9 protein-coding genes and 2 CRISPR repeat arrays are annotated in these 15812 nt (G+C 70.2%); of the genes, 2 read left to right on the forward strand and 7 right to left on the reverse strand.

Features of this window, described 5'->3' with window-relative positions; all coding sequences use genetic code 11:
- Positions 1–56 precede the first annotated feature (56 nt).
- A CRISPR array of direct repeats spans positions 57–695; the repeat unit is 29 nt; unit sequence CGGCAGACCCCCGCTCGCGCGGGGAGGAC.
- A 21-nt stretch (positions 696–716) separates the two neighbouring features.
- From cas2e to casA, 7 genes are all read right to left on the reverse strand, one after another.
- Positions 717–1037, reverse strand: a complete 321-nt coding sequence (gene cas2e / locus ACFUEL_RS19085) for a type I-E CRISPR-associated endoribonuclease Cas2e (protein ID WP_380237517.1) — start codon at positions 1035–1037, stop codon at positions 717–719.
- Positions 1038–1071: 34 nt separating this feature from the next.
- The gene (gene cas1e / locus ACFUEL_RS19090) at positions 1072–2085 is read right to left on the reverse strand and encodes a type I-E CRISPR-associated endonuclease Cas1e (protein WP_380237518.1); all 1014 of its coding nucleotides are present in this window, start codon (positions 2083–2085) and stop codon (positions 1072–1074) included.
- Positions 2082–2738: a type I-E CRISPR-associated protein Cas6/Cse3/CasE gene (gene cas6e, locus ACFUEL_RS19095; RefSeq protein WP_380237519.1), complete on the reverse strand. Its 657-nt coding sequence runs from the start codon at positions 2736–2738 to the stop codon at positions 2082–2084. The genes cas1e and cas6e overlap by 4 nt, the downstream gene beginning before the upstream one ends.
- Complete coding sequence (gene cas5e, locus ACFUEL_RS19100) at positions 2735–3547, reverse strand: type I-E CRISPR-associated protein Cas5/CasD (protein WP_380237520.1); 813 nt, start codon at positions 3545–3547, stop codon at positions 2735–2737. Before cas5e ends, cas6e begins: the two co-directional genes overlap by 4 nt.
- The gene (cas7e, locus tag ACFUEL_RS19105; RefSeq protein ID WP_380237521.1) at positions 3544–4710 is read right to left on the reverse strand and encodes a type I-E CRISPR-associated protein Cas7/Cse4/CasC; all 1167 of its coding nucleotides are present in this window, start codon (positions 4708–4710) and stop codon (positions 3544–3546) included. Before cas7e ends, cas5e begins: the two co-directional genes overlap by 4 nt.
- A 73-nt stretch (positions 4711–4783) precedes the next feature.
- The gene (gene casB / locus ACFUEL_RS19110) at positions 4784–5572 is read right to left on the reverse strand and encodes a type I-E CRISPR-associated protein Cse2/CasB (protein ID WP_380237522.1); all 789 of its coding nucleotides are present in this window, start codon (positions 5570–5572) and stop codon (positions 4784–4786) included.
- The gene (gene casA / locus ACFUEL_RS19115) at positions 5569–10161 is read right to left on the reverse strand and encodes a type I-E CRISPR-associated protein Cse1/CasA (protein ID WP_380237523.1); all 4593 of its coding nucleotides are present in this window, start codon (positions 10159–10161) and stop codon (positions 5569–5571) included. The genes casB and casA overlap by 4 nt, the downstream gene beginning before the upstream one ends.
- Before the next feature lie 512 nt (positions 10162–10673).
- Between casA and ACFUEL_RS19120 the strand changes: the two genes are divergently transcribed.
- Both ACFUEL_RS19120 and ACFUEL_RS19125 read left to right on the forward strand, forming a co-directional pair.
- Positions 10674–10799, forward strand: coding sequence for a hypothetical protein (locus tag ACFUEL_RS19120; RefSeq protein WP_380237524.1), 126 nt, complete (start codon positions 10674–10676; stop codon positions 10797–10799).
- Between the two features lie 2266 nt (positions 10800–13065).
- Positions 13066–14679: direct repeats of the CRISPR family, unit length 29 nt; unit sequence GTCCTCCCCGCGCGAGCGGGGGTCAGCCG.
- A 455-nt stretch (positions 14680–15134) separates the two neighbouring features.
- Positions 15135–15812: hypothetical protein (locus ACFUEL_RS19125; protein ID WP_380237525.1), on the forward strand; the 678-nt coding region annotated here is incomplete at its 3' end.

Genomic DNA, 15812 nt, shown 5'->3' on the forward strand with positions numbered 1-15812 from the left:
GACCCCCGCCCGCGCGGGGAGGACTGTACTTGTCGGTGACCGGGGCCTGGACGAGGCGGCAGACCCCCGCTCGCGCGGGGAGGACCCGCACCCCACCGCGGACCGGCACTCCGGCCTCGGCAGACCCCCGCTCGCGCGGGGAGGACGCCGTGCTGAGGGAGGCTCGGCGCCAGAACCACGGCAGACCCCCGCTCGCGCGGGGAGGACATCGACTGCGAGAGCGCGCCGCGGCGGGCCCGCGGCAGACCCCCGCTCGCGCGGGGAGGACTAGCCGAATGGGCGCAATCCCCCGCCCGCTGGCGGCAGACCCCCGCTCGCGCGGGGAGGACCGCTCCCAGCCCCCGGGCCCACACCCCGGGGGCGGCAGACCCCCGCTCGCGCGGGGAGGACGTGCCGCTCACGGCCGAGTAGCTGGACAGGTTCGGCAGACCCCCGCTCGCGCGGGGAGGACATGAGCAACTGGACGGACGAGCCGGACGACGACGGCAGACCCCCGCTCGCGCGGGGAGGACTTCTCCCTCGGGGACATCGCCCGCTTCCTCACCGGCAGACCCCCGCTCGCGCGGGGAGGACCCGTACTGGTGGATCACCCACGGGGCCGAGATCGGCAGACCCCCGCTCGCGCGGGGAGGACATGACGCCGGCGCCCATCGGCGAGTTCGCCATCGGCAGACCCCCGCTCGCGCGGGGAGGACCCTTCTTGACCTGCGCCTTCTTTAGGGCTTTGCGATTTCTTGACTTTCGGATGCGACCGATCGCGTTTGGGCGATGAGGAGCAGGCCGTCGAAGTCAACGGGCTGGCGTCGGTGGGTTCCTGCTGTGCGTAGTGCGAAGCCTTGTTCGTTCGCGGCGGGGTGGACGAGTACGGCGACTCCGTCCGCGATGCAGTTGCTGACGGATGACCAGAGTTCTTCGCGGACCTTGGCGGAGACGGTGCCGACGTACAGCTGGGGTGTGACTTCGAGCAGCCAGCGTGTCAGTGCGCCGCGCAGGTGGTCCGGGACGGCGGTCATGGACAGGACGGTCAAGGACGCCACGGCGACTCCTCAAGCGCGGCGGCCGGGAGGCGGCTCACAGTGCTTCGCCGGTGGAGTAGTTGACGCCGCCGGGGACGACTCCGACGACCGGGTCCCAGAGGTCGACGAGCTGTTCGTCCGGGTCGGGTATGGCGATGTCGGTTCCCGGTGCGAGCAGGCGCTGGACGTCGGTGACGATCCTGGGCAGGAGTTTGAAGAGGCGCAGGCCCTCCCTGAAGCCGCGGCGGGCTTCGGCTTCGGGTTCGGTGGAGGAGTGGAGGGAGAAGGCCAGGGGGATCGTCAGTTCGGCTTTGTAGAGGTCGGCGATGTCGTAGACGAACGCCTGCTGGTTGCCGCTGTGGACGAAGCCGAGGGCCGGGGAGCAGCCGAGGGCGAGGATCGCGGCGTGGACGATGCCGTAGAGGCAGGTGTTGGCGGCGGACAGGGCGAGGTTGACGGGGTCCTGGGTGTCCCAGGAGTCGGGGTCGTAGGTGCGGCGGAAGCGTCCGATGCGGTGCTGCTGGGCGAGGAGGCGGTAGTGGGCCTTGACGCGTTGGCCTTCCATGCCGCGGAGTCTGTCGAGGTTGATGTCGGCGGGCAGGTCGGTGTCGCCGAAGCGCCGGCGGTACATCGCGATGGCGACGGCCATGCGCTGCCGGTCGTCGGCCCAGGCCCGTACTTGGTATTCCAGCCAGGTGGTGCTGAGGGATTCGGGGAGGGCGGCGGCGTAGCAGCGCACGCCGCCGGAGCCGGCGATGAGGACGGTGGTGCCGTGGCGGGCGAAGGTGGCCAGGGCGCGGGCGGTGATGGAGGTGCCGGGGCCGAGCAGGACGCAGCTGAGGGCGGCGGTGGGGAGGTGGACGGTTTCGGTGCCGCGCTGGGCGGTGTTGATCTCGGCGCAGACGCCGGTGTCGTCCTGGACGATGCGGACGAGGTCGAGGTAGAGGAAGGAGAGGGAGTCGGCGATGCGGGGCAGCATGGCGACGGTGGGTGCGGCGAGTCTGCGCCGGGCGTCGGCCGGGTTGCCGGTGCCGCGGCGTGGACGCGGGGGCGGGGGCGGGGGCGTCATGAGGGTTCCCGGCGGGGGGCGATGCTGAGCAGGCCGCAGCCGTACGCCTTGCCGCGGCCGATCCCTTCGCGGATGCGGGTGCGCAGGAGGTCGGGGTCGGTGATGTGGGCGGTGCCTTCGAAGAGGGTGCGGGCGTGCTGGACGCGTTGCTTGTCCTGGCGGCGGTTGCCGGTGGCGGCGTCCAGGGGGGTGGAGTGCAGGGTGGCGAGGGCGAGGCCGGAGGTTTCGGCCTGGCGGGTCCACCACTCGTCGGCGTGGGCGCCGGTGAGGGGGACGACCTCGGGAAGGTTGTAGAGGGCGCGGGTGGTGGCGCCGGGTTTGCGGACGGCGTTGGCGGCGATGCGGTAGCGCACGGGCAGGCCCTTGCGCAGGGCGTCGAGCAGCGGGGTGAGGGGTTTGGTAGCGACGGTGCCGTAGCCGATGGGGAGTTGGGTGAGGTCGGGTTCGCGGTTGCTCTGCAGCAGGATCTGCTCGCCGTCGCGGCCGGTCTCGGTGCGGAAGAGGATGCCGAGGTGGCGGCGGGGTTCGGTGCTGGGGACGTCGTCGGGGAACAGCGACATGATCCGGTGGTGGAGGTTGACGGCGTCTTCGCTGTCGCGGTGGGTCTCGCGGTGGCGCTGGTCGGGGATGATGCGGGTCAGCCACAGGGTCATGCCGGTGAGCCTTCGGGACGGGGCGTATAGGGGGCGAGGTAGCCGGCGAGGGCCTTGAGGTGGTCGGCGCCCAGGCCCTGGCAGCGTTCGGCGGGCAGGTGCAGGGTGCGTTGGTAGCGGGAGCGGCTCTGGTAGGCGCGGCGCCGGGGGTGGAAGTCGAGCGGCTGGTCGTTGACCTGTCCGGCCGGCTCGCTGCCGCTGTCGGCGCCCGGGGCGGCGGGTGACAGGTGGGTGAGGGGTCGGTCGCCGTGGAAGACCACCGGCACCGTGGCTGCGGTCCCTTTGCGGGTCCGGGCCAGCGGGAGTTCCACCAGGTGGCGGTGGACGTCGTCGAACTCGCCCAGCAGCAGTGGCCCTTCGGGCGGGCAGGAGCGCCGTCCCAGGTACGGCGGCCAGTGCGGTGCGCGCAGTGCGGCGGTGCAGGCGTCCAGGACGTCGGCGGGGCCGGTGAGCGCCGCGGTGAACACGGCGTCCGCCAGGTAGTAGCGGTGGGAGAGCAGCGTCGCCGCGGCGGTGGGGCGTTTCTTGCCCTCGGCGGTGGTGACGGTGTGCCGGGCGGGCAGCCCTCCGCCGACGGTGTGCAGGTCGCGCAGCAGCACCCCGGGCCGGTCGGCGCGCACGGTCAGTGACAGGCGGGCCAGGTCGCCGATGTCCTCGCCGCGTCGGCGGCCGAGGGTGCAGGCGAGCAGGCCGATCACTCCGGAGCGGGTGGGGAAGGGGGCGGTGTCGCGTTCGTTGAACTTGCTGCGCTCGCCCCAGGACTGCAGCGGGCCGGCCAGCCGCAGCAGCAGGCCCGCCTCACCGCTCACCGGCCCGCCTGCGGGTAGGCGGCGGCGATGGCGGCGGCGATCAGCGCGGGAAAGGAGGCGGCCCGCTCGCCCAGTTCCTCCGGGCTCTTCGGGTCGATCCCGGCCCAGCCCGCCGAGATGACGCCGCGGTTGCCGAGCAGCGTGTTCGCGGCCGCCGCGTACTCGGCCAGCGCGTTGCGCGAGGGCCCGGAGTAGCCGCCCTCCTGGCCGGCCCGGACCGGCTTCTCGAACGCGGCGGCGAACGACAGCGGCCGGTCCGAGCGCACCGCGATGTGCACCAGGTCGGGGATGGTGTGCGGCGCGGTCGCGGTCTTCTTCGCCTGCGGCAGCGACAGGACGAACGCCTCCACGAAGCCGGAAGCCAGCTCGCGCGCGGCGACCAGGTCGCCGCCGAGGTTGTCCGCCAACTCCTTCAGGTCGATCGTCGCGAAGCGGTAGAACACGCCGGCGGAGAACTCGGCGTGGCCCATGTGCGCGCTGCCGGTGGTGTCGCTCCAGAAGTCGGTCACGTCGTCGACGGCCGAGAAGTAGTCCAGTTCGATGTCGGTGCCGTGCGTGGTCAGCGCGTGCGCGACCTGTACCGCCCCGTCCACGCCCGCGTCGTCGACCTCCGCCAGCATCCGCCCGAACAGGTTGATCACCCCGTTGCGCGAACGCAGCACCGCGTCGATCCGGTCCTTGGGCAGCACGCTCTTGTCGTTCGACTTCCTGATCTCCTTCGCCGCCTCCAGTGCGGCCCGGAACTCCTCGGCCAGATCGGCGAGTTCCGCCACCGCACTGCCCGGGACGTAGACCATGGCGTTGGTGGTCACCGCCGCGGTGTCACCGTCGACCTCGAACTTGATGCTGCTGCCCGCCGCCACGTGCTGCCCCGCCCGCGCGGCCAGGACTCCCGGCCAGCCGCGCTCCTCCGCCAGCAGGCGCGCCACCCTCTCGCCGATGCGGCGCGTGCGCAGCGCCGCCTCCCCCATCCGCTCCTGGAAGTAGGTGCGGGCGGCGCGCTTCCACGACTGGCTGCTCACCCTGGTCCGCTCGGTCCCGCCGTAGGAGACGGTCTTCACCGAGTTGTTGTCGTCCCGGTTCAGGTTCGCGAACGGCACGCTCTGCACCACGTGCACGTCCACGAACCGCGCGACCGCACCCTCGTTCAACTTCGCCATCATTGCTCTTCTTCCTCAATTTATTGTCATGGACTGATTTGAATGGATGTCGTGCGACGGACGGCACCCGCAACCGCTACTTGCCGACGCCGACGTCGACGCCCTCCGCGTCGTCCGCGTCCAGCGCCGCCCGCACACCCGACCGGTAGCGCTCGCGGTAGAAGTCCTGCAGCCAGCGCCGCTTGACCTCACCCCCGTAGCGGCGCCAGCGGGCCAGGTCCACCAGCAGCTGCGCCCAGTCCACCGGCGCCCCGGCCTCCCGCAACTGCCGCACCGCGCCCGGAAGGTGCCGGTGCAGACCGTCCACGCTCTGCCGCGACAGCAGGTTCAGCCGCGTCTCCGCGGAACTCTCCCGCATCCCCCCGGCCGTCACCGCTTGCGCGAACGACCGACCCAGGCTCTGCCACGACCGCCGCCTCGCATCCGCGGCCCCACCGTCCGCGCGCGCCTCGACGCCCCCATCCGAGGCCTCTCCGGCCGCCGGCGCCGCGCCGGCCTCCACCGCTCCGTCCTCCGCTTCCGTGCCTGCGTCCGCGGATACGGGAGAGGGCACCGTGTACTGGGTACGCCGCTGCGCGGCGATCATCGCCGCCACCGTGTAGTACGCCCGCTGAACGTCATCTTCTGCCCCGGTGGGAAGCCACCGGGCCACGAAGCGGTGCATCGACGGCACCCGATCCAGGTCCTTACCCGCGCCGCGCCGCAACGCCGCGCGCACCCCCGGATCCGCCCCGCACCGCTGCTCCACCCACGTGGTGAACGCCTCCGGCCCCGTCGGCCGGCGGCTCCCGCGTCGAGCGGGGACACCGTCGTCGTCCGACGCCGCTGGCGGGTTCTGCTCAGGCACCGTCACGGTCTCGCTCACTTCGCCGCCTCCTTGCTCGCACTACGACGGGCAGCTCCGCCCGCCACCGCGGCGCCGGCGTTCTTGCGCCGACCGCCGTACAACTCGATCCGTGCCGCCTCGCAGGCCCTTGCGCCCCGCACCGACACCACCGCCCGCACTGTCACGACCTCGAACGCCTCCTCGGCCAGCCGCCGGAACACCGCACCCGCGCTGTCGAAGTCCCGCCGCCCGAACCGGGCCCAGAACTCCGCCTCCGCGGCCGACCAGTACCGCGCACCCGCCTCCACCGCCCATGCGCACTCGCCGAGCTTCGGCGCGTCGGTGAACTTCTGCCAGGCCCGCTTCACCGCCAGATCCAGCCGCCGCCCGTACAGCTCCCCCGCCGCACGCAGTTTGCTCACCGCCCGCGCCGACTCCGGCGCCAAGCGCTCCGAGACGCCCAGCAGCGGCGGGGTCGACGCGTCGACGAACTGGACGTCCTTCGCCTGGCCGTCCTGCTCGAATCCCAACGCCCGCACCCGCAGCCACTCCGACACCTCCGGCGCCGTCCGGAACACCTCCGGACGCCGAGGCCGACTCTCCCCCGGGAGCTCCTTCAGCAGCAGCGCGTCCACATCCCGCCACAGCGCCCGACCCGAATCCGCCGGCCGCGGATAGAAGTTCCCCTCCTTCGAGAGCTGCCAGATCAGATACGGATCACCGTCCCGCGGGACCTTCTCCCGCCACGCCCACGTGATGAACGCGTCCCGCACCCTGCGCCCGTCACCGTCCGGCACCAGCAGCAGCGCGTGCTGCGAACGCCCCGTCAACGACGAGCAAGGCCCCAACACCGGCGCCGGCACCCCCAGCGGGTCGTTCAACTCCTCCCGCTCCCACGGGCACAAATCCTCCTCCCGCCGCACCTGCCCGCCCGGCTCCACCAGGTTCGCCAGCAACGTCTCAAACAGGCTCACCCCCTGCGGATGGTAGGAAAGGGAACTGCGCAGCGGGCCGGCCTTCGCATCCGCGGCCTTCACCGAGCCCACCGTCCGACTCGAGCACCGACCCGACGGTCCGAAGTAGTGCCACACCAGCAGGTGCAGCACCGCCTCCGCCGTCCCCGGCAGCACCGGCGCTCCGGCGGCCACGTGCTCGAACCAGGCGTGATTGTTGCCCGAGGGCCTGGTCGTCACCAGCTTGTCCACGCCCGCCGTATTCGACGCGTCGCACTGCTTGGCCAGGCGCGGGTCCTGCAGGAACGGCCGTACCGAGTCGAACACGTCGAACCGGTGCCAGTACCGGTCGAGGTAGGTGCCGACGGCCTTCGCGTCGAACCGCTCCTCGTCCTGGACGCGCTCGCGCCGCCTGCCCCACAGCCCGGGACCGCGCTCGTCCAGGCCCGTCACCCGCGCCGTAATCGCCGCCAGCACCCGGTACAGGCCGGCGAGAGCCGGCGGCAGGCCGACGGCGATCTCCTCGATCTCGTGCGCCTCCAACAGCAGCCGCCGCAACCCGACCGCCCCAGGACGCTCCTGCCCACCGGGGAGCTCCAGCAGGTCCGGCAGCCACCGCACCGGAATCCACGGCTCGTCAACCAGGTTGAACCCCACCCGGGCATCGAACTCCGTCACAACCCTCTTTCTCCTCTTCTCATCGCTCAACACCAGCTCCCGGCGCACCACCGGTCGCTCGCCCCGCCCGTCCCGTGCTCCCGGTTCCGCGACGCCCTCCTCGGACCGCGCACCCGCGACAGCCAGCGGCGGCAGACCGTCGACCGTCCAGCCGCGCGTCACCCCGACCTCGGACAGTTGCAGTTCCTGACCGCCGACCCGGCCCACCCACCGGCCCTCACCGTCCTCACGCAGCACTACTACCCGCACGTCCTTGAGCAGGGACGTCTTCGCCCACGGCTTCGTGAGCGGATCCCCCTCCGACTCCCCCCGCACCCATGCGGCCGGCAGCGGCACCGAACGCCGCAGCACCTCGACCGCGCCCTCACGCCCCACCCCCTTGCCCCGCGACCAGCCCGGCACCCGCACCTCACCCCCGTGCTCCAGACTCAGCCCACGCCCTTCCCGCGCGTACACGAACACCACCCGCGCCGTCTCCGCCCCCAACCGTGTCGCCAACAACTCCTCCGACACCCCTTCAGGAGCGTCCGTCAACACCGACCAGTCCCCGTCCACATCCCCCGGCGACGGGATCCGCACCAGGTCCGCCAACTGCGCCTCCGCCAGCTCCCCCGCCTCCCGCCGCACATCCCACCGCTCGAACTCCCGCCGCGCCGACTCCTCCAACCGCCGCCCGAAGTCCTCCTCGTACACCGCATCCACCAACCCCTGTACATCCCCCGGCACCGCCACCGGCCCCTCCAACCCCGCCAACAACGTGCTCGTCCGCACCAGCAACGACCCGTCGTACACCGACCCCCACGACGGCGGCACCCGCACCCCACCGTGTTCCCCCACTGGCTCCAGCACCACCAACCGAAGCCCCGCCCCCACCCACCCCGGCCGCTCCTCACGCTCGTGCCGCCACCCGCGCCCCGCCCGCTGCAGCAACTGGGCCAATGGGGCCAGATCCGACACCACCAAGTCGAAGTCCAGATCCAGCGACTGCTCCACCACCTGCGTCGCTACCAGCACCGACCCTGCCCTCACCCCCTTGCCGCTCTCCTTGCCGAACGCCTCCTCGCACTCCCTTGAGATCCGCTCCCGCTCGAAGGCCGGAAACCTCGAGTGCAGCAGCCGCAGACCCCCCTCCCGCGCTGCCAGCTCAGGGAATTCCTCCCGCAGGAACAGGAACGTGCGCTGCGCCTCCTCGACGGTCGTGCAGCACACCAGCACGCACCCGCCGCCGTCCACCACCGGCGCGAGCAGTTCTACCAACGCCTCCCGGCGCGAGTCCTTCGCCGGCGCGTCACCTTCGTGCACGTCCCACCGCACCGGCCGACACTGCACCGTCAGCTTCCGCTCCCGGTCGCTCTCCACCGCCCGCGGCTCGCTCACCTTGCCGGTGGCCGCGTCCACGAACAGCCATCCCGGGTAGCACGGCTCGATCACCGCCCGGTCCACGAACCCCGCCCCGCGCCGGTACGCCTCCACCAGCGAAGATGCCGCCCGGCCCGTCAATGTCGCCGACAGCAGCACCACCGGCGCCCGCAACGCACCCAGCCACTCCAGCAACCGCACCAGCAGGCTATGCATCCACGGCCCGTACGCGTGCGCCTCATCCACCACCACCACCTTGTTCGCCAACCCGAACAACCGCAGGAACCCGTACCGCACCGGCAGCACACCCGTCAGGGCCTGGTCGACCGTCCCCACCGCCAACGGCGCCAACAACCCCCGCTTCGACGCCCACAACCACTGCGCGGCTTCCGTTGCAGTCCCACCCCGCGCCGAGAGCCCCCTCTCCTCCCCGCGCCCGACACCGGCCCCGCCGGCAACCTCGCCCTTCGACTCCTCTCCCATCCCGAACAGTGGGCTGAGCCGCGCCATCCCGTGCAGCAGCATCACCCCGCGCTCACCCTCAAGGTTCCGGTCCGCGAACTTCCGCACCCGCTCGAACATCGCGTCCGCGGTCGCCATCGTCGGCAACGCGAAGTACAACCCACCGGCCCCTGACGCCCTCGCCAACACCGAAGCCGCGAACAACGCCGCCTCGCTCTTCCCGTCCCCCGTCGGCGCCGTCACCAGCACCAGCCCCGGCCCCTCCACCAAAGCCGGCAACTCCCGCGCCAAACCACGCTGCAGAGGATTCGCCTTCTCGAAGTCGAACATCGCCTCGATCTCCCGCTCGGGGAAACCCGCCCGTCCCAAGCCGGCCTCCGCCACCCAGCCTCCAGCGCCAGCGACCGCCACTTCGAAGTGCGCCCTCAAAGCCCCCTCGTCCGCCACCCACCCCTCAGCCGGAACCCGACCCTCGATCACCTCCACCTGACTCGCCAACCAATCCGCCGCCACCACCAACCCCAACACCACCACCGCAGCCCACCCTGACAACCCACCCACCGGCACCGCACCGCCACCAACAATCCGCCGCACCGCCTCCGCATGCGCCGCCCGCTGCTCCGCCCACTTCGCCGCGCCCCCCAGCCCGGGCAGGTACGCCGATGGGTGCTCCAACTCCTTGCGCTGCAACGCCCGCTCAAAGCAACCGTGATGCCCACCGAGGAGCTGCGCGACCTGGTGCGCCGGCCACGACCGCACCCGGCGCCCCTCCGCCGGGTAGCCCCACGCCTTCAGCAGCTCCACCAAGCCCCAGTGTGTCGCCGCCTCGTGCCGCGCGTACACCGAACCTGATGCCTCCACGTAGCCGGGATCGGCCGTCAGCTTGGCGAACTCCACGCCCACCAGCCCTTGGAACGAAGGAATGATCTTGCCGAGGTCGTGCAGACCCGCCCACATCATCACCAACCGCCGTGCCTCGACCTCATCGACGCCGAACTCCCCGGCCAGGCGGGCACGCAGTGGAGCCCCCGGGACCGCGTCCCACAGGGCGCCAGCCACTGCAGCGGTGTCGAGGAGGTGGCAGATCAGCGGATACGCCTTACTCAGGCCCTCCTCTTTTCCCCACACCAGGATGTCGATACCGCAGAACGTGCCGACCTGTGACGCATTGCTCATGCCGAAGGGAGTATCAGCCCACACTGACAACCCGCGAGCCACTTACAAAAAGTGATCGCAAGTTATCAGATCCGATCACATTAGGTCGAAAACACGATCAGCTCAAATGCCCTTGCAGGATCATCCGGCCACCGTGCCGCCGGGCTCGGCCGAAGAGAGCACCCGCCCTCCGGCCCAAGCTTCCAACCGCCGTCAACTTCAGAGAACCGGGAGAGAGTAAACCAGGAGAAGCCACCGAAAGGGTGAACCGCTGCAGTGGATTCCGGCCCAGAAAAGTCCCTTCGAGCCCAACCGTCCTTTCACTGGAGGAAGTTCACTCCAGTCGCCAAATCGAACAAATTGGTACACGCATCCGATCTACAGGCGCAGCCCCGATTGAATATTTTCCGACTTTAAATCCGGCTGCCCAGGTCCTCGTATCCTTCGACTGCCTTCTCTCCCCGTCGTCCATTGGGAAGAACTGCCGTTCCATGCAACGGGAAATCGGCGGCAGAGGAAGGAGGTGAGGCGCCATGACCCAACACATCATGCGCCTGTGGAAGGTGCTGCAGAAGGTTGCTGCCGCCGGTTATCCGGCAGCAGCAACCCTGTACTACCTGATGCGCATCACTGAGACGGTGCTCCAACACCTTCAGTGAGCATCCCCGGAGGCCGCCCTCTACAAAAAACCCGAGCGGCCTCCGGGCCACCACCAGCCCTGAGGCGAACGCCTCCTCGGACTCTCACGCGATCATGCGTCGGTCGCTTCACCACCATACGCCCGGGGCGACTTCATACACGATGGGCCCTATTCTTGTCCTTACCGTTTCACCACGCCCTGCAGGTAAGTAACTCCTCTCCTCCGTCGAGTAGAACCTTCTTGGTGGGGTAACCTGATTCTGTCTCCGCCCATGCGGAGGTGCCCCTGTTCTGCTCGAGGCAGGAGGGGAACTAGAAGTGCCGTCTCCGCGCAAGCGGAGGTCATCTCGTGCGGCGCCTCATTCACCTTTTAGAGTGTCGGCCCCGTTGTTCGCCGAAATGAGCACTACGGCGAACGCATCCTCCCCGCGTAAGTGGCGGTCACTTCCAGGGCCCGCACCCACTTCGCTGAGTTCCTTGGCTGTCCCGGCGCAAGCTGGGGTAGCCAACCTCGCCAGCCTGGTGCGGGAGTACGGTGAAGTCCTCCCCGCCGTCTACCGTCGTGGCACGATGCACCCACACACGGCTCCCTGAAAGCCAACAATACGAACAGTCAAACACGGAAAAAATGCAAAAGCATCGCAGCGCCGCAGGTAGCAAAGCGTCGTCCTTGCGGGAGCGGGGGTCAGCCGACCGCCAGCCAGTACCAGCGCGCCGAGAAGCAGTCGTCCCTGCGGGAGCGGGGGTCAGCCGGAGTCACCATGGCCACCGCCTCCGCGGGAACCCTCGCCTCCGCGGGAGCGGGGTGTCAGCGGACGCGGCAGACTGGCTCTGACTGGAGTCCGTGAACCCCACCCGCAGGTCGGGCCGCTTGGCGATCATGGTGGATGTTTGTCACTGATCTCCTGGCCGTCTTGTTTCCCCGGTTCGCTCTGTTGCTGGTGGAGTTGGTTCGATCGGTCGGCAGGTCCGTACGGGTCCACGCCCGAGGCCGGACACCGAAGGCGGAGTGTCCGGGCGGCGGCAGCTGGTCCGGGCGCGTGCACAGCGGCTACGAGCGACTGGTCGGCGACACGGCGGTTGGTGGGTAGGAGCTGGTGCTGCACCTGCGGGTCCACCGGTTCTTCTGCGATTACATCGACAACTGGCCAGAAGCCGACCAAGCGGTCCTGAAGCAACTCCGTTACCGCAGAGTGGACTTGGACATTACCTGCGCCCTCATCGCCCGGTTCGCTTCCATCCTTGTCAACCGCCAAGGCCAGGAAGAACTTGAGCAGTGGAGCGCGAATGCCGAGCGCAGCGTCCTGCCTGAACTGCGGGGCATTCGCCACCGGTCTACGCAAGGACTGGAACGCCGTCATGGCTGGCCTGACGCTCCGCTAGAACTCCGGCCCGGTCGAGGGGTACATCAACCGCATCAAGGTGATCGAGCGTCAGTTGTTCGGCCGCGCGAAGCTCGACCTCCTCCGCAAGCGCGTGCTCCTCACCCGGCTGTGAGGGCTGGGCAGTCAGTCAGGGGACTGCCCTACCGCCACAGGTCAGCTCCGTCGCGCCCGCTGAGGTCCATCGTGAGGAGATCCTCGTGCGGGCCTGCGAGGACTCGCCCCGTCGGAGATAGGTCCTCCCCGGTCTCAATTACTCTCCAGCCGACATCGACGCCCGAGACGTTCACATCACGGCTGGCTTCAAACTCGTCAAGCGCCGTGAACACTGCCTCATAGGCCATTGCCCGAGCCAGGAGAACCAGGTCGGCCCGGTCCGCGCTGGCAGCAAGGAGCCGCTTGGCGGCTGGGAGTTGATCGAGCGCACCCGGGTCGGCCCAGTCGTCGATCGGACTACGCCACAGGCTTCGAAGCAGCACGAACCGGGCGAACTACGACAGATCCTCGCTCAACTACGACCTGACCCAGTCCGTAGCATCAGCCGCACCAAGAGCATTGAACTGGGTAAGCAACGACACTGCCAGAGCCTGCAACTTGACATCCAGACCATTCAACCACCCCTGCCGCTCTGTCTGGGGATCACTCACCGCACCAGCATGCCCTATAGCCACTACAGGCTGACCAAGGGGATCGCGCCGATCACGGAACTTGCGCCAGAGCCAACTCTTACCGTCCCTTGACACTCCGGGAAGTGCCACGCTGGCCGACCGAAGTGGCAGGCTTCAAAGCGTCATACCGCAGTGGCACGATGCACCTACTACTCTGCTCTTGGCATTTGAACACCCCACCAACCCTAAATTGCAAAGAAGCTGCAAAGTCGCCACAGCATTGCAGGTGGTGAAGGGTCCTCCCCGCGCGAGCGGGGGTCAGCCGGGGTGCGGCAAGATCTCAATCAACGCTGTACGGTCCTCCCCGCGCGAGCGGGGGTCAGCCGGCGGCCCCGACTTCACGTCACGCCCTTCGCGGGTCCTCCCCGCGCGAGCGGGGGTCAGCCGAACCACGACACGGAACTCTCCGCGATGGCGCGGTCCTCCCCGCGCGAGCGGGGGTCAGCCGTGAAATGGTTGGGCCATGAGCACACGAGACCCGTCCTCCCCGCGCGAGCGGGGGTCAGCCGCAGCTCCAGGGCCTCGCCCTCGATGACGTCGAGTCCTCCCCGCGCGAGCGGGGGTCAGCCGTTGTTGTCCAGCGCCCAGGTGAGGCACTGGTTGTCCTCCCCGCGCGAGCGGGGGTCAGCCGGCGGATCGCCCGGCCGAAGCCGGACGGGGCGAAGTCCTCCCCGCGCGAGCGGGGGTCAGCCGATCCCCTCGCACCCGGAGTACTTCACCGAGATGTCCTCCCCGCGCGAGCGGGGGTCAGCCGCCGGCCTCGTCGGCGTACTGGGCGAGGAGTTCGTCCTCCCCGCGCGAGCGGGGGTCAGCCGGGAGGGATCGGCAAGAGCACGCTGGCGTTCTTGTCCTCCCCGCGCGAGCGGGGGTCAGCCGGCACTCGGACTCGGGCTTGGACTCGGGCTCGGGTCCTCCCCGCGCGAGCGGGGGTCAGCCGCTGCCGGCCTTCAGGATGGTTGCGGTGGAGTCGTCCTCCCCGCGCGAGCGGGGGTCAGCCGGCGATGCCGATAGCGGCGCGGAGCATTTCCATGTCCTCCCCGCGCGAGCGGGGGTCAGCCGCGGCTGACGGCCTCGCGGTAGAGGATCGGGGCGTCCTCCCCGCGCGAGCGGGGGTCAGCCGATTCGGAACCCGTCCTAGGACGCCCCCGGAACGTCCTCCCCGCGCGAGCGGGGGTCAGCCGCTGTGGCACGGTCCTCCTGTCTCTCGGGGGCAGTCCTCCCCGCGCGAGCGGGGGTCAGCCGGCGGATCGCCGCGTGTACACGAGCGTGGCGGGGTCCTCCCCGCGCGAGCGGGGGTCAGCCGGTAGCCGTCGTCGATGGGCCTGTAGGGGCCGAGTCCTCCCCGCGCGAGCGGGGGTCAGCCGACGACATCCCGGTCGTACTGGCCTGGCTCAACGTCCTCCCCGCGCGAGCGGGGGTCAGCCGCGCTTGTAGATGTCGGCGACGCTGACCTTCTTGTCCTCCCCGCGCGAGCGGGGGTCAGCCGGCGTACGAACGGGCGGACCGCATCATCCTCGCGTCCTCCCCGCGCGAGCGGGGGTCAGCCGGCGTACGAACGGGCGGACCGCATCATCCTCGCGTCCTCCCCGCGCGAGCGGGGGTCAGCCGGCGATGCCGGACCGGTCCACGGTGGCGGACTGGTCCTCCCCGCGCGAGCGGGGGTCAGCCGTTCCCGCTGCCGGCGGCGATGGCGGAGTAGCTGTCCTCCCCGCGCGAGCGGGGGTCAGCCGATCCTCGCCCAGGCCCTGGAGGAGCACTACTTGTCCTCCCCGCGCGAGCGGGGGTCAGCCGCATCTTGTGGGCGAAAACCAGCCCAGTTGCCAGTCCCTCGCGCGAGCGGGGGTCAGCCGGCGCCGGTGTCGGTGCAGTAAAGGACCTGGCCGTCCTCCCCGCGCAAGCGGGGGCAGGCGGACCATAGGCTTCACGTTAAACAGCGTCGCGGTGCAGGCCCGCCGCCCCCGCATCGGGATGGCGGCTTCGCTGCCAGCGGTAGGGCCGAAGTTCCTGCCGACTTGATCGCCGGTCTCTCCCAAATTGATCACTCATCCTCGAACCACAGCCCGAAGCGGAATACGGAGATGCTGTTTTCGATTGGTCTCCTTGCGTGTTCGTGCGAAGGGGGCCGCTGGGTGAGCGACTTGAAGGTGTTCCGGCTCGAGGCGGACGGCCGGGAGGTGGAGCTGCGGGGCTCGACGGTGGCGCTGGAGGTGGAGCTGCAGCGCCGGATGGAGGCCGGGATGGAGCGGATGCTGGGCATCCGGTTCCTGGCTCGGAGTACCCGACGGGGCCGTGGCACCGGGGGCGGGTGGACTCGCTGGGGCTGGACGAGAACGGCGTGCCGGTGGTGGTCGAGTTCAAGAAGGGCGCCGACAGTGGGGTCGTGTCGCAGGCGCTGTCGTACCTGACGTGGCTGAAGAGCAGCCGTCTGGGGTTCGAGGCGCTGGTGCGGGAGAAGCTGGGCGAGGCGGCCGTGGAGTCGGTCGACTGGCGTTCGCCCCGGGCGCTGTGTGTGGCGGCCGGGTACTCGTGGCACGACCGGGTGACGGTCGGCGAGCTGGGTCGGCGCTGGCCGATCGAGCTGGTGCGGTACCGGGTCTTCGAGGGCGGGCTGCTGAGCCTGCAGTTGGTCGAGCCGGTCGTCGCCCCCACCGGCACGCCGACCGGGCGCCGGACGAGTGCGCCCGCGGCAGTGGAGGTCGTCGAGGCGGCCGAGCCGGCGGTTTCGGTGGAGGTGCCGAAGTGCCTGCGGGAGCTGGACGAGGTGCTGACCGCGTCGGGCGAGATGAAGGTCGTCCCGCTCAAGCACTACGTCGCCTACCGGCGGCTGCGGAACATGGCGTCGGTGCTCTTCCGGCCGTCCCCCCAGCACCGGGCAATGCTGGTGTACCTGCCGTTGGACCCGGACACGGTGGAGTTGAAGGAGGGCTTCACGCGCGACATGCGCGGGATCGGCCACCTGGGTACCGGTGACCTGGAGGTGCGG

The sequence above is a fragment of the Kitasatospora sp. NPDC057198 genome (assembly GCF_042670125.1).
In the GTDB taxonomy this organism is placed as follows: domain Bacteria; phylum Actinomycetota; class Actinomycetes; order Streptomycetales; family Streptomycetaceae; genus Kitasatospora.

What these genes read in the sequence shown, in the direction of transcription:
- cas6e (WP_380237519.1), bottom strand. Translation starts at nt 2,738, where the DNA reads ATGACCCTGTGGCTGACCCGCATCATCCCCGACCAGCGCCACCGCGAG.
- cas7e (WP_380237521.1), bottom strand. Translation starts at nt 4,710, where the DNA reads ATGATGGCGAAGTTGAACGAGGGTGCGGTCGCGCGGTTCGTGGACGTG.
- casA (WP_380237523.1), bottom strand. Translation starts at nt 10,161, where the DNA reads ATGAGCAATGCGTCACAGGTCGGCACGTTCTGCGGTATCGACATCCTG.
- cas1e (WP_380237518.1), bottom strand. Translation starts at nt 2,085, where the DNA reads ATGACGCCCCCGCCCCCGCCCCCGCGTCCACGCCGCGGCACCGGCAAC.
- ACFUEL_RS19120 (WP_380237524.1), top strand. Translation starts at nt 10,674, where the DNA reads ATGACCCAACACATCATGCGCCTGTGGAAGGTGCTGCAGAAGGTTGCT.